The organism is Mucilaginibacter sp. CAU 1740 (assembly GCF_039839285.1).
In the GTDB taxonomy this organism is placed as follows: domain Bacteria; phylum Bacteroidota; class Bacteroidia; order Sphingobacteriales; family Sphingobacteriaceae; genus Mucilaginibacter.
In genome coordinates this window covers 16,891-39,352 of record NZ_JBDOQS010000012.1, presented here as the reverse complement: position 1 = coordinate 39,352, position 22,462 = coordinate 16,891, and the positions used below count along the sequence as shown (strand labels likewise).

Here is a 22,462-nt window from a genome sequence, read left to right as displayed (position 1 = left end):
AAACTCAATAAACTAAGCCTTGCCAACGTGTATTTCCTTAAAATAGCTTAATTGTCCTAAGTTCACAAATATATTGGATTGAGATTTGTTTAGTAAGGAACATGGATTGTAATTGCCACCTTACTTCGATAGTCGGAATAGAGGTTATCATTGTTCCCGAACTTAACTGCCAAATAAGGGTAATTGGCCCGGCAGAGTACGCCATGGAATCTCCGTACGATGGCGAGATGATTTTTGCCACAATATTGAACCGCGAATTAGGTTTTCAAGTGATTTCTGAGAGTTGCCCCGATTTAGAGGAAATTGTTAACGTAATACGGTGGTATAGCTTTCAAAAGACGTTCATAAATCAAGTTGCATAAGTTCGAAAGTCGCTTTAACTACGAAGATGCGGTACTCGTGGAAATAGTTACCCGTGACGCGAAAAATTGTACACTAAAACACGTGTTGTGGAAAATCATTGGCTTTGAACAAATTGTTAGCGCGGCTTCAAAGCGATTTGTAATGTTGTCTCTAAAATAAAGCATGCTGCACATTTCGCACATTTTTGACATGAGCAATTTACGTCGCCGTTTAACAATGGTGATGTAATAGACCCAAGTGGTTTACGGGGATCCCGCAAGTATCTATGCTAAATTGTAATAAATTTATTTGCTAACGTAAAAGGGCCTGCTCCTGCAGGCCTAAAACATATTTATTGGGGGTACTAAAATTAAGTGTTAATTCGTCGTCTACAAATGAAAGCCAAATAATTAAAACGAAAATTAAACGATTAAATTGTCATCTTGTAAATTTTGGTGATATTGAAATACGTTCTCAAAATAACGTGCAACATGTCCTATTTGGCTTCCGATCTATCTTTATATTGTTTGTCAGAAGTTATGAACAGTGCAATAATTCCTTCAGGTAGTTTATTTAACCAATACATCTGAATGAGCTTTGGAATTAATATCCAGTTATGATCAAGACGGCTCAGATGATTAACTAATTACCCTATCTTTGCTGCATATTCATCCGCCGGACAAGTGTCGGCAAAATTAATAAGGTTTTATTCGACAATGGTATAGCGCGAGGCCGTACCATTGTTATTAATTATTATTCATCAATACTGAAAATCAAACCCAAAGCAGGAACATTCAAAATATTTTCTTATGCACCCAATCTGAAGCTGACATCGGGATTTTGGTCAGGCTTGAGGAAAAATGCGGGTTCTTGCTTAGCAACCTTTCGACGAACAACAAAAGCTTGAAATCCCAGCTTTTTGACGCATATATAAAACACGCTATAAATAAATGAATGAACCGTTACAGCAAATTATCTACTTTAGTAAAGCAGTAAAATTGATGGAAGATGACGATCTCGTGTCGTTGTTAAGAGAGTGTCGTGAACTGAACAAGAAAGATGGCGTCACCGGTATGCTACTTTACATAAGAACCGAGATTTATGGCGGTTTGCAAGGCAGGTTTATCCAGATCATCGAGGGGCCCAAGGAGGTTGTTTCAGATACTTTCAATCGTATAAAGGCAGACCGCCGACACCGGAATGTCACTTTACTAATCCGAAAGAAAATAGATTCGCGAGACTTCCCGGATTGGGCAATGGGTTTTCAAGCGCAGGCGACCAATGAGCTCGGTAATGATATGAATTGCTACCTTGATAACGAACTATTTAACGTCGAAAGCCGCCGAATTAATATTCCGCTTGAATATCTTAAAAACTTTTATGCGCTTCGGGCGAAGTGATCATTTTTAAACCCGAATATAAATGACAGAATATAGGGGCAAGATCGCAAAACAATAGCGCCCGCCGATAGTTTACATTATTTAGGATTGTTTAGGAACGGTTAAATTGTTAAACGGGCACTTAGTGCCCGTTTTTATTTTACGGATCTAAGAAGTAGTTTGACCCATGATCAGGTGCAGACAAGTAATTTGAAGATATTAAGCGCAAATCCTTGGACTTTGATCATCAACTTTTAAAACAATCCACTAAGACGCTAATTGCAACCCCGATCAATTAACTGCTTGCATCTTATCTGTCAAGCTTATACTTTTTACCAAATTCTTTCACTTTATTTTGAAACCCGTCGTCGGTGTATTCCCTTAGCAGCTGCTGGTACTCATGTTTGGCATGTTCGAACAAGTTGAATTCACTGTAGGTAACCATTTTTCCCATTGGAAATAATGGCATTTCTTCTTGCTCAAGGTTAGTAAGCAACTTCTCTATAGTATCAAAGTTGCTGAGATAGGGTAAGATATAGTTTTGGATATCAGAATGCACTTGATTCAACAAATCGCTTTCAGGAGTTTCCTTAGATAACCTATACCAATTGTCACTCTTGTTTTTAAGCGTGCCAATTCTTTTTCGGATAAGGCAATCCACGTCACGAGGAAAATCCGGAACCTCTTTATGAGAAAAATTGAAAAATGCTAACCATACTTTCGGAACGAAAATGCCGATATTAATTGTGAACTTATTATGTTCTCTTGTGCCCCAGGCACTTTTTTGAACATTTATCAGGTGCCCTAAGCCATTAAGCTTTAAATAGAAATTATTTCCTTTGTTTTCAAATCCGCGGGGCTTTAGTAATTCCGCAAACCCATCTTCGAGCACTATATTAAATTTTTCTTCGGCAGGCACTGCTGTTTTTTTAAGGTTTCAAGGTGTTATGTTTAAATTTTTATTAGGATGCGGCATTGCTGGCAAGCTGATTGATCTAACCGGCCCATAAAATTTATGGGGTTTATACGTTTTAAAATTTTTATGGTTGCGTGCTTAATAAACTTATCTGATTTTTACGGGCATATACTCCAGCGGACAGCAATCTAAGACCGTTACACGATTGCCCTCACTACGCCCTGATACTGGTCTCTAATTTATTAAATTAAAAAGTCCTATGTCTAACATAAGATTCTAAGGGACCCGCCGCTTTTTCAGCTGTTCACATTTCAACTTAACGGTTGACTTTCAGAACTTTTGTCTCTAAAGTCCGTACAAAATAAAAAACCGTATTGCAACATGAACAATTTGAAGTTTAAATTACTGATGCAGCTAATCAACTTTGTTAGCGTGATTTCTTTCGAACAATACTGGAAGCACGGAATTCGTATCGTTATTAAAAAGCGCAAGAAAACGTGAATTCGTGTTTACCTATTTGGCCTCCTGCTGCCTTTGAGGTTTCCATTGGATAATGGGTAAATAAAGTGTTAAATTTTTAGAGAATATCAGCTGAATGCGATACCGTAGTAACTTAAATTATCACAGAGTTCATACGGCATATAAAAATATCGCTGTAAAATAACCGGCAAGTAATCGGTGTCATAAACAAGTTATAGTGGTCAAAATCGATTGGGTGCTACGCTATCAAACGGTTAAATCTTCATAACCATCTCGATGTGCTCGTAAGTTAAAGGTTTACTGATGATCTCATGAACAAAATCAATTGATTTTGCCATTTCGATATCTTTTTTAAAGACTGATGAAGTGAGAATGACAACACGGGTCCCCATTTTTGTAAAACCGCGTTCGTGATAAATTTTTAAAAATTCCCAACCGTCCATGCCCTTCATGTTAAGGTCAAGGAATAAATACTCGGGATGGGGACGATGTTCTATAGTTAGCTGGTGGAGGTAATCAATTGCATCCTGGGCCGAAAGAAAGGTTGTAACATTTGTGGCCGGATAGTATTTGCTAAACATAGACTTTGTAATGAAATTATTGATCATTTCATCATCAACCGAGAATACGCTGGTGGGATTTGAATAGTTCATACATTTAAATTTTACAAGGCATCGTGCTGTAAACGAGGCTTTGAATTTTGAATATGTAATTCCTCATAAAGCTCAATTATTTTTTTTTGAAGTTGGAAGAGTTGACCCTCCCGGTTGGAAAGCATTTCCCTAATATTAGCGAGCTTGTCTGTCGCTTCATGACGATCCGGCTCATGAAGGGTGAGGAGCTCTATTACAGAAAGATCGAATACTGATGCGATCTGTTCGAGGCGAGATAAGTTGACATCTGTGACGCCCGTTTCGATTTTCGAGAATGCGGGCGTTGACATATTAAGCAGTTCCGATATGTGTTTCTGATTCCAGCCTTTCTGTTGACGAAGCATCTTGATATTGTTTCCGACTTCACTCATGATTTTAAATTCTTAATTTATCATTCTGCAGCCGTGCTAAATCTTAATGCCACACAAAAAATAGAAAAGGATTCGATGAATGCACTTTAAAATCGTATGGAGATGCCTGCCGATTATTGGTTATACGAGTTAAATTGTTTTTTTGTTCTTCTAAGTTAAATTTGGACAACCTGTATCAGCAACGGATATCTTTAAAAAGCAAATTAGGTATTGTTCAATCCGCTAACTTTCGGTTAGAGATATTTTGTACAAGTATCTTTCATAAAATCCTAAGCGCTTTATTCCAGAATATTTTACCTGTTATTATTTCTATATTAGATAATCCATACCTTCTGATAATTTGTGTATTTTTGCCCGCACGCTACATACTGACTTATGAATAACTTAGACACCCCAAAAAATATCCATCAAGGCCGAAATGTAAAACGCTTTCGCGAAATGCTTGGGTTAAAGCAAGAAGCACTTGCGATTGCCCTTGGCGACGAATGGAGTCAGAAGAGGGTTTCGTTACTGGAAGCAAAAGAAATTATTGAGCCTGAATTATTGACTAAAGTAGCCAGTGCCTTAAATGTTCCAGAAGATGCAATTAAAAACTTTGACGAGGAAAAGGCTATCTATAATATTCAAAACAATTACGATGGGTCGTCGAGCAATTACAGTGGGCTTTACCATTGCACGTTTAATCCAATCGATAAGCTTCTTGAGGTAATTGAAGAAAATAAAAAGCTTTATGAACGTCTGTTACAGACTGAACGGGAAAAAGTAGAAATTTTAAAGAACAAGGCTTAAAAAAAAATAATTGTATGAGCTGAAGCATTCGCGGAATAAGCTTTGGCGGTACTGTATCGAACTCCCTTAAAAAGGCTGACAGAAACACACCAACCCCTTGGTAAAGATAGACCTCTTTATTTTGGAATATTTGGTCATTTTCAGCAGAATACCCAAGTAAAGAAAGTTCCGGTTAATCCAAGATCCAATGTTTTCTGGAGCACCGGAAACATTTATAACGTTTGATCGGTAGCCAAAACAAAATTGTTTTCATTAAGGTGGTTCTTCGAATACGTTGGAAACTGGAACGCGGCGCTCCGCAGCGGCACGACGGTTTCTGAGACTGGGGGGCAGACATGTTAATAATCACCGTTATCAAATAGTTAAGGCTTCTTACAACGGTTTATAATCGGTTCATCAAATATAGGGAAAACACGTAAAATTGACCAATAACCGCACATTAATTTGTGGCAAAAATTTTTAACCAGTAGCAACGCAAAGAACAGTGCAGAAAAATAACGGAATCAATAAAGTATTTCTACCCGGCAAGATCGTTGATTCTCCTCGTTTGGAACACAACGAAATGCGGTTCACATTAGAGACAGTTGAAATCATAGCAAAAAAAGAAGAGCCGAACGAACATTTTGAAACCCATAAGATACGGTACAGCAATTATCCGGCAGGTACAAGGTTGACAGCAGGTATGTTGCTGCATATTGAAGGCGCTATTAAAACGACTTTTTTTTCCGATACGGCAAACTTCAAGGGAAATTTAACTGAAATTCTAACCCAAAAAGTCTTGATTGTATCATCGTAGTTATTGGCAAATAATTCATTATTCATATTGACTTAACATTGTTGTTACGAGGCAATATTCGTCGAAAAAATGTCGTTCAAGATGGATGCCTTTAGCAAATCAACCGGCCAGAATTCTGCTCATTGAAGATTCTGAAATTGACACTTTCATCTTTCACTTAGTGATCAGAAAAACCCTCGACAATCCCATCATCGAATCTTTTAGAAATGGAGCGGATGCGATCGAACGACTTATCAGTTTAAAATCTAATGGATACGAACTATTGCCCGATTTCATTTTCCTCGATCTTGCAATGCCCGTAATGAACGGATGGCAATTTGTAGATGAATTCAATCGCCTGAATATAGATCCCATAGGAAAAAGCAAAATATACGTGTTGTCATCCTCCCTAAAAAAATTGGACATCCTAAAATCAAATGCGGAGCCAAGGGTTGAAAATTTTCTGTCGAAGCCAATCGATTTTGATAAGATAAAGGCTGTTTTCTACTCGAATTAATCAAGCATTGGATGAGCATTAAATCTGCTATCTTTGCGACGCTTTTGGAATAATAGATTTTCGTCTTATTCTATTTGTTAAAAGCCAGTTTAAGTTAATACGTTTAAATTAATTAGGGAAACAAAGTCGGGCGCGATGCCGGGCTTTGTTTTGTTTTCATACAAATAATGTCAGCATATTTTTAAAAGCTATGAGAATATTGGATCATCAGAACAAGGCGGCTATCAATAAATTGGTGAAAGTAATTCAGGAATATTGTTAAGCTCTTTAGGTGCGCCTCAAAGCCACAATATTTTTCAACTCCACGACCTTAAGAATCAACTCGATCTATTTACACAAAAAATTGGTTCGCATTATCCAGGTATTAATCCTCTTTCTCTTCAAGGAACGGTGAACTCGTATCTTACGTTTGAAATTTATAAGCTATACTATCATAAGGTGCCCGTAATATCAATCGTTTCGCGGAACACTGGATTTGAAGAAGCTTTTCGTGAAGATGACTTGAAGTATGGTTCTTTACCTTTTGTACACAGATATGGCTATTACGGTGTTTCTTAATTACTTACACCACCACCTAAACAGGCATTTATTCTACTCCTTAAATTAACTTGAAATTTCTTTTTCAGTAAATTGGGTAAGCCGAAATTGATACTCTTGAAGCTATGCAATAGCCAGTTTTCAAAAAAAGCCTTAAAGCGGTTGCTCCAAGGCTTTTTCATTGCATGTTCATCTTACTCTGTACGATCTTCGTCGTATCCAGATGTAGAAAGGTCTGCCTCATCATCGTCACTTCCATTTACTGGAGTTTGTGGTGTTGATTCGTCATGTAAATCGTCAAAGGTATCATCCCCGTCTTCAGCATTAAATTCATCGTCACCATCCAGGCTATTATCAACCTGATCGCCATTCAATCTCGCATCATCCGTAGATACTGTCCCGTGTGATTGTTCATCCTCTAATCTTGCATCATCAGATGATACAGTTTCGTTGTTGAATTTGCTCTCCAGCGCTTCATTACTTTCATTTGCAGTTGAGTCCTGATTGTTGTCAACTGTATTATTTTCATCCCGGTTCATAGTGTTTTGTTTTAGCTTTAGTTAAAGCAAAACATATACCGACAAATTGACAAATAGCTTTTATTTTGATGTGATTTTAACTTTAAGTTTATTATTTATATTAATTTTACAAAATATCTTTTATTTTTAAATTTACCCCTGCACTATTTATCATACACTGTGTCTGCCTACACGCTACATTCAGGTCATAAAAAATAATTATAGAACGTCAAAAAATCTACAATCATAACCTATGCTTTTAACGATTACTGTTGAAACAATTTCTTACCAATTCGAAGTTTCATTACATTCGGACAACGACAAAGAGTATTTCTGCCTTGCCATTCTATTCCCTGAAAAATCGGTATTAATTGCGAGAAAGGAATTTCCAGACGGTGACTGGTACCAAATTGAAGGGGGCGGATTTGACGCTGACCTTGAAGATGCTGTTTACAATGAGGTTGATGCCCAGTTTAATAAACTTAAAAGGTCACTTACGAACGTTAATGTTTTAAAGGAACGGTATTACGATTTGTTATAAAGCAAGCTTATGTGAGCGATTTAAAAACAGCAATTGAGTGAAAAACTATTTTCTTCATTAAACAGCTTCAAGAATCCATCATTTATGCCGTAAGCGCATCAATAACAAGTTTGCGTATGCTTAAATACCGATGGAAGTTGAAAACATGTCTCTCTCGTGTTTTACATGGCAAGCAAAAATTCAAGGTTGATCCTGGGAAAAAAGTTGTATTTGCATTCCATTCAAAACATCTTCCAATGCAAATTCAAAGAATTTGTTTTCCAAATCAGTCGCCAATATTTCATCTCCGGCAGCAAATGATTGCAGTAGCGTTAAATCTATTTCAACTGACTTTACGCGAGCATTTAGGAGATTCCTGATTTCTTCCCGCTCGGTCTCTGTAAATGGTGGTTTGTATTTGTCGAGTGCATCAAAGCCCTGCATTAAAGCCTTGTACTCAAGCATTAGCGCAGTAAGTGTTTTTCGATTCATAAGAGGTTAGTTGTAATTACTTTCTATATTATCCAAGAAGATATTGCCTCAAAATGTTTTAAAATTTAAAGCAATTAAAGGCCGTTAGTCGTTTTGAGGCCATCCATTTTTGGGTGGCCTTTTTTATTATCCATAAAATCGATGTATAAGAGCGGTGCAGCCGCTTCATGCCGTTCCTGCATTCAGCAGCTTCCCGCGTCAGGCACAGGCTGCGCCAGTGCCAATTCTTTTCAGCTGCGCTGTTTTAAGCCTATAAAAAGCGCGTTCTCGGCCTTTTATTAAACAAATTTCTGATAAGCCGTCCACACAGCAAGCCCGAGCCCTGCGGGTTTTGGAAAAAAAATCTTCCTCTCATTTTTTTACCTGATGCCGCTATCGCGGCGGGTCTTGAAAGCTAAAACCATACTCTCAAGGAGAGTAAAAATCATTTATTATTCAATTTATAAAATCATGGCAACGGTTTTGCCCAATCTTCAATCAAAACATTTATCTACAAACACTCTATGAAAACTAAATCACTCATTTATGCTGCGGCCTGCAGCTTGATACTGGCAGGAGCCTGTAAAAGCAAATCGACTAATAAAACGGTTGATAGTGCCGGAATCGACACAACCAAAAAAGATACCGAGGCTACCGGAAAAATTAAACCAACGGGTCCTGCACCTGAATGGGCTACAGGCATAAAACCCGAAATGCAGGCGGTTATTGAAAAACTGGGCAGCTATGGCGATAAACCTATAGAAACCCTTACTGCCGTGGAAGCCCGTAAAAATCACACACCCACCGATGCTGTAATGGATTTGATGAAAGAGAACAACATCCCCAAGCCGGCACTCAATATCGATACCATGGGCAAAGATATCCCGGTTGATGGCGGCAAGATCCATATCAGGGTGTACACGCCAAAAACAGGCAAAAGCAGCTACCCGGCTATTGTATATTACCATGGCGGTGGCTTTGTGATAGCCAATATCGATGTATATGATGCATCGGCAAGTAGCCTGGCCGATCAGGTTGGTGCCGTGGTAATATCGGTAGCATATCGTTTAGCACCCGAACATAAGTTCCCGGTTGCACATAACGATGCTTATTCCGCTTACGAGTGGGTGGTTAAAAATGCAGCCTCGATAAAAGCCGATCCTAAAAAGATAGCCGTTGCCGGCGAAAGCGCGGGTGGTAATCTCGCCCTTAACACCGCTATTAAAGCGCGTGATAAAGGTATTCAACAACCTATTCACGTATTGGCTGTTTATCCCGTTGCAGGATCAAATATGGCTACACCATCGTATGTAAAAAATGCCAATGCCAAACCGCTTAATAAAGCCATGATGATATGGTTTGTTAAAAACTATCTGAACAGCATGGCCGAGGGCAAAGATCCGCGTATCAATTTAATAGCAGCAAACCTTACAGGCTTACCTGCGACAACAATTATTACCGATCAGTTCGATCCTCTGCAAAGCGAAGGCATGACACTCGCTGATAAACTGAAAGCAGCCGGGGTATCTGTAGACAGTAAAAACTACGATGGCGTAACTCATGAGTTTTTTGGGATGGGCAATGTTGTTCCCGAAGCTAAAGATGCTGAAACCTACTCGGTTGATCAGCTGAAAAAAAGTTTTGGAATGTAAACAAACTCTTGATAATAGTGGACGCCGGGCATCAACCCCGGCGTTTTTTTTGTGACCGGTCGTGGTAGGATTTGCAGCCGTACTTTACAGGCTCGGGAAAGCATCGCTTTTAATGAAAATGAAATCTTGGCAAGAACTTAAGTTTAGAAGGCGGAATAAATATGGGTTTTTTCTTTCTAAAAGAATTAATGTGATTTATAATGTTGGGTTCTATGGCTTTGATCTATATTCGATAACCCAATCATAAACTGTTATTGGAAGACTTAACTATTGATAACGATGATAATTAACATGTCTTGCCCTCGACCTAATGAACCGTCGTGCCGCTGTGGTGCGCCACGTTGCAGTTTTCAGCGCATTTGGCGAAACGCCTTGATGAAGTTTTAGCACAAATGAACATTCACACGGATGGGTGTATGCAGATGCCAGGCAGCTATATCAAACCTAACCTGCTAAAAGCTGTATTTGATGCCATTACTTTTGCCGATCATCAAGAACTCATCAATGACATCAAGCCTCTTCAAGAAATAAAAATGAAGCATCTTAAATAAGTTCAGAATCTTTTTATGCTCTTAGAATAGTATTTCAAAGCCTATTCATAGCTGGGGGCTTTTTTCAATTGACTTATAATATCGTAACGCAACAAAAAACCCTTCGTTTTTGCGTATTGAAGGGCTAATTAACTTTTGCGAATGCAGTAAACCTTTTACCGCTTTCAGCCGCGAAGATAAATAAAATAATCAAAATTTAACCTTTGATTAAATTACCAAGGGTCGTTATTCACAAGAGCAGGCAATTTGATATTTGTAATGATGAGCAAATTCGCGCTGTCAGGATTGGAGTAATCGAAATTCTTCATCAGAACGATCTCTAATTTTTCTTTTTGCCACATTAAAGAGCCATAGCTTCTCTGCCGGTAATCACTCTCTATCACATTCCAGGGCCGTCCCAATGATTCACAGAAGGAATCTATATTCCTATGATTATTGACAGGCAACAGCAGATACAGACAAAGATTTTCATCATTTTGTCGAAAGGCATAAATATTTGCAACCGGCACGCTAAACAGTGATAAAAAAGTATCGTATTTATATGACCTGTTAAAACGGTAGAGTTCGATGGGGTGGTGAATCTTTCTTAATTCCGATTTCGAATAAGAGACAGGAGAAAAGTCTTGAGTAATAAAAGCTCTAGGCCAGTGATGCTAAAAACTCTATTCTCTAAATTTGATTCAATGTCGCTCATTCTCTTTTATTATGGGAAAACAAAATAAGTGTTACCCTTAAACTATGACAAGTGTAAAGTGTATTGATTTGACGATCAACATAACGTTACTTCCAATTAAATTCTTGTCGAACTCGGCTTATGGTGAGCTAATGGCAACATGATTCTTCTGCTGCCGCTTTTTGTTAAAAAGGTTGGCGAGAGTTGATTTTGTTACAACTGCGAACCTTTCGATATTCTCTTCTGTCACGTAAGGAGATACTTTTTGTGAGGCATAGCCAACCATTAATTTAACTAAAAAATTGGAATGCCTGAACAATGTCTTATTCAGAGTGATCGGGATCAGAAATCGCGAGGCTAAGCTTAATAAGTCCGGATGGAAAATTCCGTGGTCGGTAATACTACGCGCGGCAGCCGATTTTGGGAATAACGTGAGCACTGACGCCAATACTGCTGACGGGCTGTTAAAACGATGCTTGAGCGCCAGGCTTTGTTCATCGTCAATTATCCTCAGCCTGTTGATTTCCGATCTTAGTTCACTGATATTGCTTATTGCTGTTCTATTCATTTGCGTAGGTATTATGCATGCTCAAGATCGTCAGGGACCTCGGTTTCAATTTCGTTACCGAATATCTCTTTGATGTTGTTAACAATTTTGTTTTTGAAGACGTCACCAAGATTATTGATTTGCTCAGAGGCTGCATTTTTAATCGATTCACCGAGATCCAATAATGACTCCGATAGCTTGTTCCTGGTTTCTGAACCATTTTCCGGGGCTAATAAGATGCCTATTGCTGCGCCTGCTACTAATCCTGCCAGTACTGCAATAACAACTTTTGTTTCGCTCATAATAATTAAATTTATTTAACTTTCTATTAGTTAGTAAATTACGATTCTTTATCGTGGCTTTCCAGTTTTACTAACTTATTGTAAATACCAAGCAGCAAAAATGGGGCAGCCCATTGTCCGACAAATAAAGCGGTATGTTTTTTCTGCAATAACTTGAGTGTCAACGATGCGCCCATTGCTCCTAAGGCCGCTAAAAGAAAAATGTCTGATGGTAATTTTGCCGTTTGCTCTTCGATGGCTTTGGTAACAGTGCCCTCGCTTTGTGGTGTGTTTTGTTCCATGATTATACTGTGTTTGATAATTTTTATGACCGTAGAGTTAAAATTATTTAACCGATGACCGGTAAGCCGATTTTATCCTTATCTATTTTTTAAAAAGAACTTTGACGAATCGTCCTATTAGCATGTTTTGAATACTGATTTTTAAAATTCTCGCAAAAAAAACAACGATGACATATAGCAAGGCTATACATCCAAAGCCTTCCCAATAGGAATTGAGCAGATGCGCAGCAAACAACGACATGGTTATGCTAATAAATAAAAATGCTAACAAGGAAAGAACCACGATTATAATATCGGTTATCACTTCAGCAATAATCGCAGTTGCCCTGTCTATACCTTCATATTTTAACAGTTTGATTTTGTTTTCCAGATACAGCTTGATCTGGTCAAAAATAGGGGGCGGGGTATTTGTTTGCTCCATAATATCATGCTAAGGCGAGAAAGAATGTTCTCTTATCGCATAGCGCAATGACGGTGCCAAATGTTCACTAATTCGGAATTAATTTAACTAATAATTTTTATTGTTAAATTAAAGGTAAAATAAGGTAGCGCAGTCAGCCTATAAAGTTTGAAAAAAAACTTTCAGAATTTTAAATGACAGAACTTAGCTTTTTTGGATAGTATTTAATACGTAATTAATTGATACCTCGAAGTCCTGATAACCAATATCAATAAGTGACAATCTTACATCAATTCAATGATCAGCTGGTTGTAATTCAAAGAGGTTATTGTTTGATCAATAACGAAAATACCCTTCACTGTAAATTGATCATTAGAACAAAATCGTTGAGCAGTTTTATTCGTGATTCTATGATCAGGTAAGTGTTTCAGAAAGTTTTCAAAGTCGGATTGCAACAGAGGAACAACGTAAACTTTCATCTTGTGGCCTTTGTAAGTAAATGCAGGTGGTAGTTTCGCTTTTTTTATTATGGCATCCTCGAATGTCATTGATGTAAAGTTAAAGAGATTTGGATGGCGAATATATAAGAAATTACAATAAATCGGAATTGATTAAGTTTTCAATTCCTCCTTCCCAATGACTCAATTTATCATCATAGCCTTTAATATATTCTTGTACCAGAGCAAGGCTATTTTTATTTATGTCAGCGGTGCAGCCGCTTCATTCCGTTCCCGCATTCAGCAGCTTCCCGCGTCAGGCACAGGCTGCGCCAGTGCCGCTTTCTTTTTGACTGCGCTGTTTTAAGCCCATAAAAAGCGCGTTCTCGGCCTTTTATTAAACAAATTTCTGATAAGCCGTCCACACAGCAAGCCCGAGCCCTGCGGGTTTTGGAAAAAAAATCTTCCTCTCATTTTTTCATCGGATGCCGCTATCGCGGCGGGTGTTGGAGAGCGTATTTTTTTTCCAAAAGGCTTGCCTTAGTGACCGGCTTTTACAGGTGAGGTGCTTAATAAAAAGCGAGAGCGAGCGCATGCGAGCATCACTTAAAGAACAAATTAAAAAGCACGGGAAAATGAAAAATTTAAAAAATAAAGCGCCACCCATTAAACGACTAAAAACCGACAACCTATCGCAGAGCAGTAAATAATAATCAAATAACTAAGAAAAAATAACACCATGAAAACTACAGTAATCGAAAGCCAAAGCGCTAAAAACAATAAATCAGTTAAAAACAACAACCGCCCGAACATCACAGGTAGGGAGGCTAAAAATGAAAAACAAAACGATGAGTCAAAAAATGGCGATACGCAAAATGAAGCAGGCCCGCAAGCCGGAAACACAGAAGTTAAGGCCGATAGTAACATTGCAGTGGATAACCAACCCGCTAACGTTGGAGGCGAAACCGAAGCCGGCCAAATAAAGCAAGGTGAAGAAGCACAGCCACAAGGCGAGCCAACAAAAAAAGAGCTGAAAGAGCACTTTAGCCTTAAACCATTTTTCAATCTTGATGCAACGGTAAAACTGGTAGGCGATTTAAGCAAAAAGATTGCACAGCGCGACAGGCTCAAAGGCACTATTGACAATCTCGACACCTTTTCTATTCAGGCTAATGAGGATGGGGATGTAACAGGAAACAATAAATTTTACCGCTGTGAACTTATTCTCCGTGATGATAACGGTAACGAATTTGTAACCAAAAACGCCTATATCATCGACCACGTAACACAGTACGTGAACAGCCTCTGCGTAGAAAAATTGGCAGAAATCGAAGCCGAGATAATCATTCCCGCATAACTCAATTAATGGGCGATGCCCTATGTACCGTGGTACATAGGGCATCTTGCTCAGATGATATCACCTTAATAGCTGCAACAATGATAGAATTATTTATCGAGTTAACCAACCAAATATTTTGGCCGGGTTATGCGCAGGATTTAGCGACTGCCGACCCTGCATTATTCCAATTTGAGTACGACGAGTTTCTAAACGTCTATGAAATGGTTTAATGACTGCACAATCCTTGACGAGGTTAAGGCGCAATACAAGAAACTGGCCAAGCAATTTCATCCAGATTTGGGAGGCGATACTGCAACTATGCAGGAAATCAATAAAGATTATGCATTTGCAAGTGCGAAGGCCATTAAAGGCGAAAACCTTTCCGACGAAGAAACCGAAAACGAAATCCTTTCCTCGGAAGCCTACCGCAAAGCCATTGAGCAAATTATACACCTCGACGGTATCAGCATTGAATTAGTGGGATACTGGATTTGGGTAACCGGAAGTACCTATCCTGTAAGAGCAACTTTAAAAGGTGCCGGTTTCTTTTTTGCATCAAAAAAACAGGCCTGGTATTTCAGGATAGCAGAATACAAGGTCAGTCAAAGCAGTGGCAAATCATTGGATGAGATACGCACCAAGTACGGGAGCGAACTATTAAATGAATACAGACCAAAGCAAAACCACTCAAAAAGATAATTATGAAAATTTTAAATAAAGAAAGCACTGAAATATTCTGCTTGCTAATTGATAAACTTAACGGTAAGCAGCACCTTAAAATTGAGAACGAGCCATTTATGCCGTTGGTAATTGAAAAGATTGGCGAAGCCTACGACGGTGAAGCTTTGCTCATTAGCCTTTGCCATTATTACAAACAAAACGGTGATCTGATGCAAGACCCCGAAGTTTGTTTTGTCTTCATTGATGGAAGAAACCATGAACATTCAGGTTATGAGCATGTACAAATTATTCCGTATTCGTTTGAGCAGGCAAACCTTGGAATTTATCAGGTAAGTATAACGTTCTACTGCGGAATTGTAGAACATTGCGACGAGGTGATGCAAAATGACCATAGGGCGTTTGCAGAGGCGTGGCTAAAGAGTTTGTTGAATCAAGGCTTTGTTGATTAAAAGTATTAATATATTCTTAAAAAAAGCTTTGGGCCTCGGCGCAAGGCTTTTTTTAAAATTTCTTTTGTAAGGTTCTTTTAGGTTCAAATATTGCTAAATAGCGTTTGTGTATTCAATAAATTTTGTATTCCCGAAGTTCACAGGGTATTGACGCTTTAATAATGTTTAAGCGGTCAGGATATATAGAGTAGCGTTGCTCCATGATCCTCATAAGTAATGTTTTATTCTTCTACTTGATCATTAAAGTGTTCTTGACCTTGCTGCACTTCTCTCGGCATTGTGAAATTAAGCATTGCCCTTTTAAGGTTTACAAATTTGGCGTCCCCCCGGCATTTTGGTATTCACCAGATTACTCACCACTTTTTATTTACATTCATGTAGCTGCAAATGCTATGTTCAAAATTCAAAAAATCCACATATCACTTTATTTATAAAATGAAAGAACTCGAATCTATGAATCTGAAAAATTCTCCCTTTCTGGGGAATTTTCAGACGATGATCTTTTTGATGCTAAACATAATACTTTGACCTGAAATGCTGTCAGCTTCTTGTGGAGTTTGTATTTTAATTTAATAATTAAACTAAAAGTAAAACAAGATGGGGGGTTCAAAGCTTCTCATAAGTAGATCAATCATCTAAAATACCAATCAATCATCTCCTATGAAAAATGAAACCAATACTGAACCTAAGTTCAGTACTAAAACCTCTGCCAAAGCAGAACCTGCTTTGCTTGAACTTTTTAAAGATGGCATTATGGACATTTACTGGGCAGAAAATCACTTAGTGAAGAACCTGCCAAAAATGATCCAGGCAGCTACTTCGGCCGAGCTTGCCAAAACTATTGAAGATCACCTCGAGCAAACCAAAGGCCACGTAAGCCGCCTGGAACAGGTATTTCAATTGTTGGAAGAAAAACCACTGGCAAAAAAATGCGATGCTATGGAAGGCCTTACCAAAGAAGCGAAAGGCATTATCGAAAGTACTGAATCAGGAACTGCCACCCGTGATGTTGGGATTATCCTGGCTTCACAAAAAGTAGAACATTATGAGATTGCCACTTATGGCGGTTTAACACAACTGGCCCAAACCCTTGGCTTTGATGATGTAGCAGAATTGCTATACAAAACACTTGCAGAAGAAAAGGCGGCCGATCAGTTGTTAACTGATGTGGCGGAAAATAATATCAATTATAAAGCATCTGAAGAAGCGTAACCATGGCAAGTAAAAAAGTTACTGAAAAAGGAAAGGACGCTACCAGCGATACCAAAAAATTGGACAAGGGTGTTCAAGGCGTTAATGCTAAAACAGAGAACCTGGTTCCGCATACCGCAGATTCTACAGGGGAGTTCATGACCACCAATACCGGGCTGAAGATTAACGATGATCAGAATTCTCTGAAAGCCGGGGACAGAGGAGCTACATTGCTTGAAGATTTTATCCTGCGGGAAAAGATCACGCATTTTGACCACGAGCGGATTCCTGAAAGGGTAGTACATGCCCGTGGATCGGGCGCACATGGCACCTTTAAAGTTTATGAATCTTTAGCCCCCCTTACCAAAGCGTTATTCCTCAACGATACGGAAACTGAAACACCGGTATTCGTTCGTTTTTCAACCGTGGCCGGCTCAAAAGGATCGACAGATCTTGCCCGTGATGTGCGTGGCTTCGCCGTACGCTTTTACACGCAGGAAGGAAATTTTGACTTGGTGGGCAACAATATGCCGGTATTTTTTATCCAGGATGCCATTAAGTTCCCCGATTTGATCCATGCTGTTAAGCCCGAGCCCGATAACGAAATCCCGCAGGCTGCTTCGGCCCATGATACATTTTGGGATTTTATTTCACTTACACCGGAATCGTCGCACATGATCATGTGGGTTGTGAGTGACAGGGCCATCCCGCGTAGTTTGCGGATGATGGAAGGCTTCGGCGTGCACACATTCCGCTTCATCAATGCCGAAGGCGTGGCAAGTTTTGTTAAATTTCATTGGAAACCTTTACTAGGCGTCCATTCGGTGGCCTGGGATGAGGCGCAAAATATTTCGGGTAAAGACCCTGATTTTCACCGCCGCGATCTTTGGGATGCTATTGATAGCGGCGCTTTTCCTGAGTGGGAGTTGGGCGTTCAGATCGTTCCGGAAGAAGATGAGTTTAAATTTGAATTTGATTTACTGGATCCTACCAAACTCATCCCCGAAGATCTGGTGCCGGTGCAAAGGGTAGGTAGAATGAGCCTTAACCGTAACCCCGATAATTTCTTTGCGGAAACCGAGCAGGTAGCATTTCACTTAGGCCACGTAGTACCGGGCATTGATTTCAGCAACGATCCTTTATTGCAGGGAAGGCTGTTCTCTTACACTGATACACAGCTGCTTCGCCTGGGCGGGCCTAATTTCCAGGAGATTCCTATAAACCGGCCGGTTGTGCCTGTGCATAATAACCAGCGGGACGGTCATATGCGTCAAATGATCAATAAAGGAAAAACCAGCTATTCGCCCAATTCTATCGGGGGCAATGATCCGCGCCAGGCTAAAGAGGCCGAAGGAGGGTATGTTACTTACCCGGAAAAGATTTCGGCCAGTAAAGTAAGGGCCCGAAGCAAAAGCTTTTTAGATCATTTTAGCCAGGCCAGGTTGTTCTTCAACAGCCAATCCGACCCGGAAAAGAATCATATTACAGATGCGCTGAGCTTTGAATTGGGAAAAGTGAAAACAGTAGCCATCCGCGAAAGGATGCTGGTTGTTTTAGCTCAAATAGATAAAGGACTGGCAGCGGAAGTAGCGTACGCGCTCGGCCTGCATATCCCTGAAAATATCGGCGAACAGCTCAATCAGAATATCCCGGCTGACGGTGATCCTGCGGATTACGCTTCCGTTCAGGTGGAAGGCTCACTATTAAAATCCGATGCGTTAAGCATGGCTAATAGTGTTAAAACCAGTATCAAAACCCGCAAGGTTGCCATATTAGCTGCTGATGGTGTTGACGACAAGGCTTTAAACACGCTGAAATCTGATATTGAAGCTGAAGGTGGTGTAGTAGAAGTGATTGCGCCAAGATTGGGGTTTATTACATCGATAAACGACGAAAAGATCCATGTAGATGAAAGTTTGCTGGGTGCGGCATCTGTTTTATTCGACGCGGTTTATATTCCGGGAGGTACCAACAGTGTAGCGACTTTGGAAGCTGATGCCGATGCGGTGCATTTTCTGAACGAGGCTTTTAAACATTGCAAAGCAATTGCAGCAGACGCTGATGCCATGCAGGTTTTGGAAGCAACTTATTTTAGCAAGAAAATTGAGAACGATGAAGGTGTTATTATAAGCGACGATGCCGCAGAATTATCTGCTCAGTTTATAGCAGCGATTAAGCAACATCGTTTTTGGGAAAGAGAAAAACCAAGAAAGATCCCGGCTTAATAAAGTATAAAACAATGAATGAAAAGCCTCCCGCAATTTGTGGGAGGCTTTTTGTTAAGCGCCAAAATAGTCCGGGGCTTTCCGGATAACCTGTTATATATAGTCGGGCATTCTGATTTTGAGGTTGATAATGTATCTGTTAAATAACTGAAATATAACTTTCTTATTAATATAAAAATTATCCAAATAAAACTAAATAGAAACCATATTGTAGTAGATGTAAACATCTAAAGCAGTATGAACCCCTTATTTTTTCAACTTGAACAAGGTTATCCATTAATGGTGATCCCGGATACAGTTGCCCATTTGGATGGCCATACCATCATTACCCATACATACGGCATTTTTCTTGATATCGGCGCTGGTAACCCTTTAATAAGCAGGAGCAAAGAAAGTACCCTTCACCTGGAAAGAATCAATGACCCGGAGTATTTTGGCTATATCACTTTTGAGCTGCCTGGCAAGCTCTTTACTTATACTGCAGATGGCCAGCGGGAGCTGAATAATGATGAAGTGCAGGAAGTGATTGAACACCTAAGCAATATCCGCGATAACCCGGCGCTTTGGAACCAAATGAAAAATAATTAGTTGCGATTATACTATCCTTATCCATTCTCAAAACCCTGAACTATTGGAAAATAAAAAGCGTATCGCCATACTTGGCGGAGGCCCAAGCGGGCTGTTCATGTTTAAGCGACTGGTGAACACCGGGAATATAGATTTCGATATCACCATCTTCGAACGAAAAAATAAATTAGGATCGGGCATGCCATACAGCGCCGAGGGCGCCAATGATGAGCATATTACCAATGTATCCGGTAATGAGATTCCGCCCTTAGTCACCTCTTTGGATCACTGGGTTAAAACCATATCTAAAGATACGCTGGATAAATACCATATGGATTCTACCCGTTTCAACGAGTACAAAGTGTTGCCGCGCTTATTGTTCGGCCAATACCTTACCGCGCAATTTGACCTGCTGCAAAAACAAGCCCGCGAAACAGGTATTACTTATAATATACGCTATAATACAACTGTTACGGATATTATTGATCAGCCTGAAAAAAGCATGGTAATCGTAGAAACCAGCGACGGTGAACAATCCGAATTTGACCACGTGATCATTTGTACAGGTCATAACTGGCCTAAAAAACACGAGGGCAAAGTCGCTAATTATTTTGATTCGCCGTATCCGCCCGTTAAGCTGGCCCTGAAACTCAATCATCCGGTTGCCATTAAAGGCTCATCCCTTACCGCGGTTGATGCTATCCGAACCTTGGCCAGGCATAATGGTACCTTTGATAAGGATAAAGCAGGCAAGTTGTTTTATAGACCTTTCCCCGAAAATCATGGTTTTAAGATGGTGATGCACACCCGGAATGGTATGCTGCCTGCTGTACGTTTCCACCTGGAAGATTCACATTTATCCAATGATAGCCTGCTGAGTAAAGACGAGATCAAAGCACATATTAAATCCAACAACGGCTTTCTATCATTGGATTACATTTTTGAACGGGATTTTAAATTGCCGATACAGGCAAAAGAACCCGAGTTTTATGAAAAGATAAAGGATATGCGGCTGGAAGAATTTGTGGACGCTATGATGGCATTGCGCGAGGAACTTGATCCTTTTCAATTATTAAAAGCAGAATATGCCGAAGCCGGGCAATCGATAAAACGTAAAAAATCTGTTTACTGGAAGGAAATGCTGGGCGTATTGAGTTTTGCATTCAACTACCCTGCCAAACATTTATCTGCCGAGGATATGCAGCGATTACAGCATTCGCTAACTCCGCTGATTTCTATAGTGATCGCCTATATTCCCCAAAGTTCGAGCGAGGAATTACTGGCGCTGCACCAGGCAGGCGTTCTTGAGCTTATCCCGGTTGGCGATGATAGCAGGGTGGAGCCGCATGAAACCAATGGGGCGATTTACCATTATACAGATGAAGCCGAAAACGAACAAATTGTACACTTTCAAACTTATGTAGATTGTGTGGGGCAACCGCACTTAGCCTTTGAAAATCTTCCGTTTAAAAGCCTGATTGACGGACGAACTGTTACACCCGCCAAACTCAAATTTAGTTCGGCAAACGAGGGGCTTAAGGCCATGAACGCCGGTAAACCTGTTTCAACAGATGAGCATGGCGATTACTATTTGAAAGTCTCTGGCATCGCTATCAATGATTATTTCCAGGTAGTTGATGCCTATGGCGCTTATAATGAACGGATCTACATGATGGCGGTACCTTATATCGGTGGCTATAACCCCGATTATTCCGGTCTTGATTTTAGTGAAGAGGTATCTGGTATCATTATTGAAAGATTAATGGCATGAAGTTATACCTGTTATTGTTAGGAGCCGAAGCGCCCGGAAGGGTAGTTGAACAACATGATTATTTCTTCGGCATCGCCGAAAGCTTGCCTGACCTGGTTCCTGATGTCAGGGCATTTTGGCCGGAAGCAGGTGGCAGCCTGCACATTGATGGCTGGCGGGAAGTTACTAAGGTTGATAATTTTGAAGTACGCATTGTGCCCCTGCATGACGAAAGCCCTGCTTCTGTCAATAAACTGTTTTTTTTAAACCTGGGTGGTTACACCGGCGGCAAACTGGAGGAACAACATTATACAGTGCTCACTGTGCAAAACAATCGTTTAGATGCCATTCAGTTTGCGAAGAAAAGCCTGTTTTTTAAAACCAATTCGTTAAAAGGTATCGCTACCGCGCACATCGATGAAAAATATGGTGTGGACGTGGATAGTGTTCATCACATAGAAGATCTGCTTTCTCCGGCGCTAAAAGCACAATACCGCATTGTTTTCGGCGACGGAACCCGCATGCCGGAGGACGAAATCCATTTAGGCTATTTTAAACTGGATAAGCTTAAATGAACTGCGCTGATAAACTTCTTATCTGGATAAAGCAGCGGCATGAAGGCCAGCTGATCAGGCGTACGGCCGAGCCTTATATTAATCATCTTACTGCTGTTGCCGAATTAGCATCCGTTATCCCTTTAGGCTATGAGATTGGCCTTTGCCATGATCTTTTTGAGGAAACCGAAACAACCGGCGCCGACCTCCGTTCGGCACTAATAGGTTGTGGTTATACAGATCAGGAAGCGGATTTGATCCTGAACAGTACTGTAGAACTAACCGATGTATTCACAAAGAAAAACTATCCTGAGTTAAAAAAGAAGGTAAGAAAAGCGAAGGAGGCCATGCGGTTAACTACAATCAGCTCTGCCGCACAAACCGTTAAATATGCCGATTTGATTTATAACATAGGTTGGGTAGTACGGTATGATACTAAACATGCCGGGAAATATCTGCTGAAAAAGCGTTTGCTTTTGCTGGCCATGACGATGGGTGAGCCCAATCTGCATTTCAAGGCTATGAGCCTAATCGAAGATTCGCTTTACAAAATAACAACCACGGATTTTACCGGTACATAACTAAAGGCAAACAA

General features: G+C 40.0%; 28 protein-coding genes. 19 read left to right on the top strand and 9 right to left on the bottom strand.

The annotated features are described in order from the left end of the window. The first annotated feature begins 1,292 nt into the window (after positions 1-1,292). Complete coding sequence (locus tag AAFN85_RS23160) at positions 1,293-1,742, top strand: BLUF domain-containing protein (RefSeq protein ID WP_347530080.1); 450 nt, start codon at positions 1,293-1,295, stop codon at positions 1,740-1,742. A 289-nt stretch (positions 1,743-2,031) separates the two neighbouring features. Here the strand turns inward: AAFN85_RS23160 and AAFN85_RS23155 are convergent, their stop codons facing one another. The 3 genes from AAFN85_RS23155 to AAFN85_RS23145 all read right to left on the bottom strand — a co-directional run bounded on the left by AAFN85_RS23155 (position 2,032) and on the right by AAFN85_RS23145 (position 4,141). Next, the gene (locus tag AAFN85_RS23155) at positions 2,032-2,640 is read right to left on the bottom strand and encodes a DUF4304 domain-containing protein (protein WP_347530079.1); all 609 of its coding nucleotides are present in this window, start codon (positions 2,638-2,640) and stop codon (positions 2,032-2,034) included. 731 nt (positions 2,641-3,371) lie between these two features. Then, positions 3,372-3,770 (bottom strand): response regulator, encoded by a 399-nt coding sequence (locus AAFN85_RS23150; RefSeq protein ID WP_347530077.1) that lies wholly within the window; start codon positions 3,768-3,770, stop codon positions 3,372-3,374. 11 nt (positions 3,771-3,781) lie between these two features. Then, positions 3,782-4,141, bottom strand: coding sequence for a helix-turn-helix transcriptional regulator (locus tag AAFN85_RS23145; RefSeq protein WP_347530076.1), 360 nt, complete (start codon positions 4,139-4,141; stop codon positions 3,782-3,784). 375 nt (positions 4,142-4,516) lie between these two features. Between AAFN85_RS23145 and AAFN85_RS23140 the strand changes: the two genes are divergently transcribed. The 3 genes from AAFN85_RS23140 to AAFN85_RS23130 all read left to right on the top strand — a co-directional run bounded on the left by AAFN85_RS23140 (position 4,517) and on the right by AAFN85_RS23130 (position 6,222). Next, the gene (locus AAFN85_RS23140) at positions 4,517-4,930 is read left to right on the top strand and encodes a helix-turn-helix transcriptional regulator (RefSeq protein WP_347530074.1); all 414 of its coding nucleotides are present in this window, start codon (positions 4,517-4,519) and stop codon (positions 4,928-4,930) included. 484 nt (positions 4,931-5,414) lie between these two features. Beyond that, entirely contained in the window at positions 5,415-5,726 is a 312-nt protein-coding gene (locus AAFN85_RS23135; RefSeq protein ID WP_347530072.1) for a hypothetical protein, read from the top strand. An 85-nt stretch (positions 5,727-5,811) separates the two neighbouring features. After that, positions 5,812-6,222 carry a response regulator gene (locus AAFN85_RS23130; RefSeq protein ID WP_347530070.1) on the top strand — a complete coding sequence of 137 codons (411 nt, stop codon included), beginning with the start codon at positions 5,812-5,814 and terminating at the stop codon, positions 6,220-6,222. Positions 6,223-6,953: 731 nt separating this feature from the next. Here the strand turns inward: AAFN85_RS23130 and AAFN85_RS23125 are convergent. Beyond that, positions 6,954-7,298, bottom strand: a complete 345-nt coding sequence (locus AAFN85_RS23125) for a hypothetical protein (RefSeq protein ID WP_347530069.1) — start codon at positions 7,296-7,298, stop codon at positions 6,954-6,956. 232 nt (positions 7,299-7,530) lie between these two features. Between AAFN85_RS23125 and AAFN85_RS23120 the strand changes: the two genes are divergently transcribed. Further along, complete coding sequence (locus AAFN85_RS23120) at positions 7,531-7,818, top strand: hypothetical protein (RefSeq protein WP_347530068.1); 288 nt, start codon at positions 7,531-7,533, stop codon at positions 7,816-7,818. Positions 7,819-7,998: 180 nt separating this feature from the next. On the opposite strand, the gene AAFN85_RS23115 is transcribed toward AAFN85_RS23120, so the two are convergent. Further along, entirely contained in the window at positions 7,999-8,289 is a 291-nt protein-coding gene (locus AAFN85_RS23115; protein WP_347530067.1) for a hypothetical protein, read from the bottom strand. A gap of 503 nt (positions 8,290-8,792) precedes the next feature. Between AAFN85_RS23115 and AAFN85_RS23110 the strand changes: the two genes are divergently transcribed. Next, complete coding sequence (locus tag AAFN85_RS23110) at positions 8,793-9,920, top strand: alpha/beta hydrolase (RefSeq protein ID WP_347530066.1); 1,128 nt, start codon at positions 8,793-8,795, stop codon at positions 9,918-9,920. Positions 9,921-10,279: 359 nt separating this feature from the next. Beyond that, complete coding sequence (locus tag AAFN85_RS23105; RefSeq protein ID WP_347530064.1) at positions 10,280-10,471, top strand: hypothetical protein; 192 nt, start codon at positions 10,280-10,282, stop codon at positions 10,469-10,471. Between the two features lie 812 nt (positions 10,472-11,283). Here the strand turns inward: AAFN85_RS23105 and AAFN85_RS23100 are convergent. The 4 genes from AAFN85_RS23100 to AAFN85_RS23085 form a co-directional block, all read right to left on the bottom strand. Beyond that, complete coding sequence (locus tag AAFN85_RS23100; protein ID WP_347530063.1) at positions 11,284-11,712, bottom strand: hypothetical protein; 429 nt, start codon at positions 11,710-11,712, stop codon at positions 11,284-11,286. 11 nt (positions 11,713-11,723) lie between these two features. After that, on the bottom strand, positions 11,724-11,993 hold the full coding sequence (locus AAFN85_RS23095) for a YtxH domain-containing protein (protein WP_347530062.1): 270 nt from the start codon (positions 11,991-11,993) through the stop codon (positions 11,724-11,726). A 38-nt stretch (positions 11,994-12,031) separates the two neighbouring features. Continuing rightward, a complete protein-coding gene (locus AAFN85_RS23090; RefSeq protein WP_347530061.1) occupies positions 12,032-12,274 on the bottom strand; it encodes a hypothetical protein in 243 nt (80 codons plus the stop codon). Positions 12,275-12,356: 82 nt separating this feature from the next. Beyond that, entirely contained in the window at positions 12,357-12,695 is a 339-nt protein-coding gene (locus tag AAFN85_RS23085; protein ID WP_347530059.1) for a hypothetical protein, read from the bottom strand. Positions 12,696-13,310: 615 nt separating this feature from the next. Here AAFN85_RS23085 and AAFN85_RS23080 point away from each other — a divergent pair. The 12 genes from AAFN85_RS23080 (at position 13,311) to AAFN85_RS23025 (ending at position 22,448) form a co-directional block, all read left to right on the top strand. Continuing rightward, on the top strand, positions 13,311-13,478 hold the full coding sequence (locus AAFN85_RS23080; RefSeq protein WP_347530058.1) for a hypothetical protein: 168 nt from the start codon (positions 13,311-13,313) through the stop codon (positions 13,476-13,478). A gap of 372 nt (positions 13,479-13,850) precedes the next feature. Further along, positions 13,851-14,468, top strand: coding sequence for a hypothetical protein (locus tag AAFN85_RS23075; RefSeq protein WP_347530056.1), 618 nt, complete (start codon positions 13,851-13,853; stop codon positions 14,466-14,468). Between the two features lie 80 nt (positions 14,469-14,548). Next, positions 14,549-14,680: a hypothetical protein gene (locus AAFN85_RS23070; RefSeq protein WP_347530054.1), complete on the top strand. Its 132-nt coding sequence runs from the start codon at positions 14,549-14,551 to the stop codon at positions 14,678-14,680. Then, the gene (locus AAFN85_RS23065; protein WP_347530052.1) at positions 14,667-15,149 is read left to right on the top strand and encodes a J domain-containing protein; all 483 of its coding nucleotides are present in this window, start codon (positions 14,667-14,669) and stop codon (positions 15,147-15,149) included. Before AAFN85_RS23070 ends, AAFN85_RS23065 begins: the two co-directional genes overlap by 14 nt. A 2-nt stretch (positions 15,150-15,151) precedes the next feature. Further along, the gene (locus tag AAFN85_RS23060) at positions 15,152-15,580 is read left to right on the top strand and encodes a hypothetical protein (RefSeq protein ID WP_347530051.1); all 429 of its coding nucleotides are present in this window, start codon (positions 15,152-15,154) and stop codon (positions 15,578-15,580) included. A 660-nt stretch (positions 15,581-16,240) separates the two neighbouring features. Continuing rightward, entirely contained in the window at positions 16,241-16,792 is a 552-nt protein-coding gene (locus AAFN85_RS23055; protein ID WP_347530050.1) for a ferritin-like domain-containing protein, read from the top strand. Between the two features lie 2 nt (positions 16,793-16,794). After that, complete coding sequence (locus AAFN85_RS23050) at positions 16,795-18,996, top strand: catalase (RefSeq protein ID WP_347530049.1); 2,202 nt, start codon at positions 16,795-16,797, stop codon at positions 18,994-18,996. Positions 18,997-19,014: 18 nt separating this feature from the next. Next, positions 19,015-19,143 (top strand): hypothetical protein, encoded by a 129-nt coding sequence (locus tag AAFN85_RS23045; RefSeq protein WP_347530047.1) that lies wholly within the window; start codon positions 19,015-19,017, stop codon positions 19,141-19,143. A 90-nt stretch (positions 19,144-19,233) separates the two neighbouring features. Beyond that, positions 19,234-19,584, top strand: a complete 351-nt coding sequence (locus tag AAFN85_RS23040) for a hypothetical protein (protein ID WP_347530046.1) — start codon at positions 19,234-19,236, stop codon at positions 19,582-19,584. Between the two features lie 43 nt (positions 19,585-19,627). After that, positions 19,628-21,334, top strand: a complete 1,707-nt coding sequence (locus AAFN85_RS23035) for an FAD/NAD(P)-binding protein (protein WP_347530044.1) — start codon at positions 19,628-19,630, stop codon at positions 21,332-21,334. Then, positions 21,331-21,888: a DUF1543 domain-containing protein gene (locus AAFN85_RS23030; protein WP_347530043.1), complete on the top strand. Its 558-nt coding sequence runs from the start codon at positions 21,331-21,333 to the stop codon at positions 21,886-21,888. The genes AAFN85_RS23035 and AAFN85_RS23030 overlap by 4 nt, the downstream gene beginning before the upstream one ends. Beyond that, positions 21,885-22,448 (top strand): hypothetical protein, encoded by a 564-nt coding sequence (locus AAFN85_RS23025; protein ID WP_347530042.1) that lies wholly within the window; start codon positions 21,885-21,887, stop codon positions 22,446-22,448. Before AAFN85_RS23030 ends, AAFN85_RS23025 begins: the two co-directional genes overlap by 4 nt. Positions 22,449-22,462 lie beyond the last annotated feature (14 nt).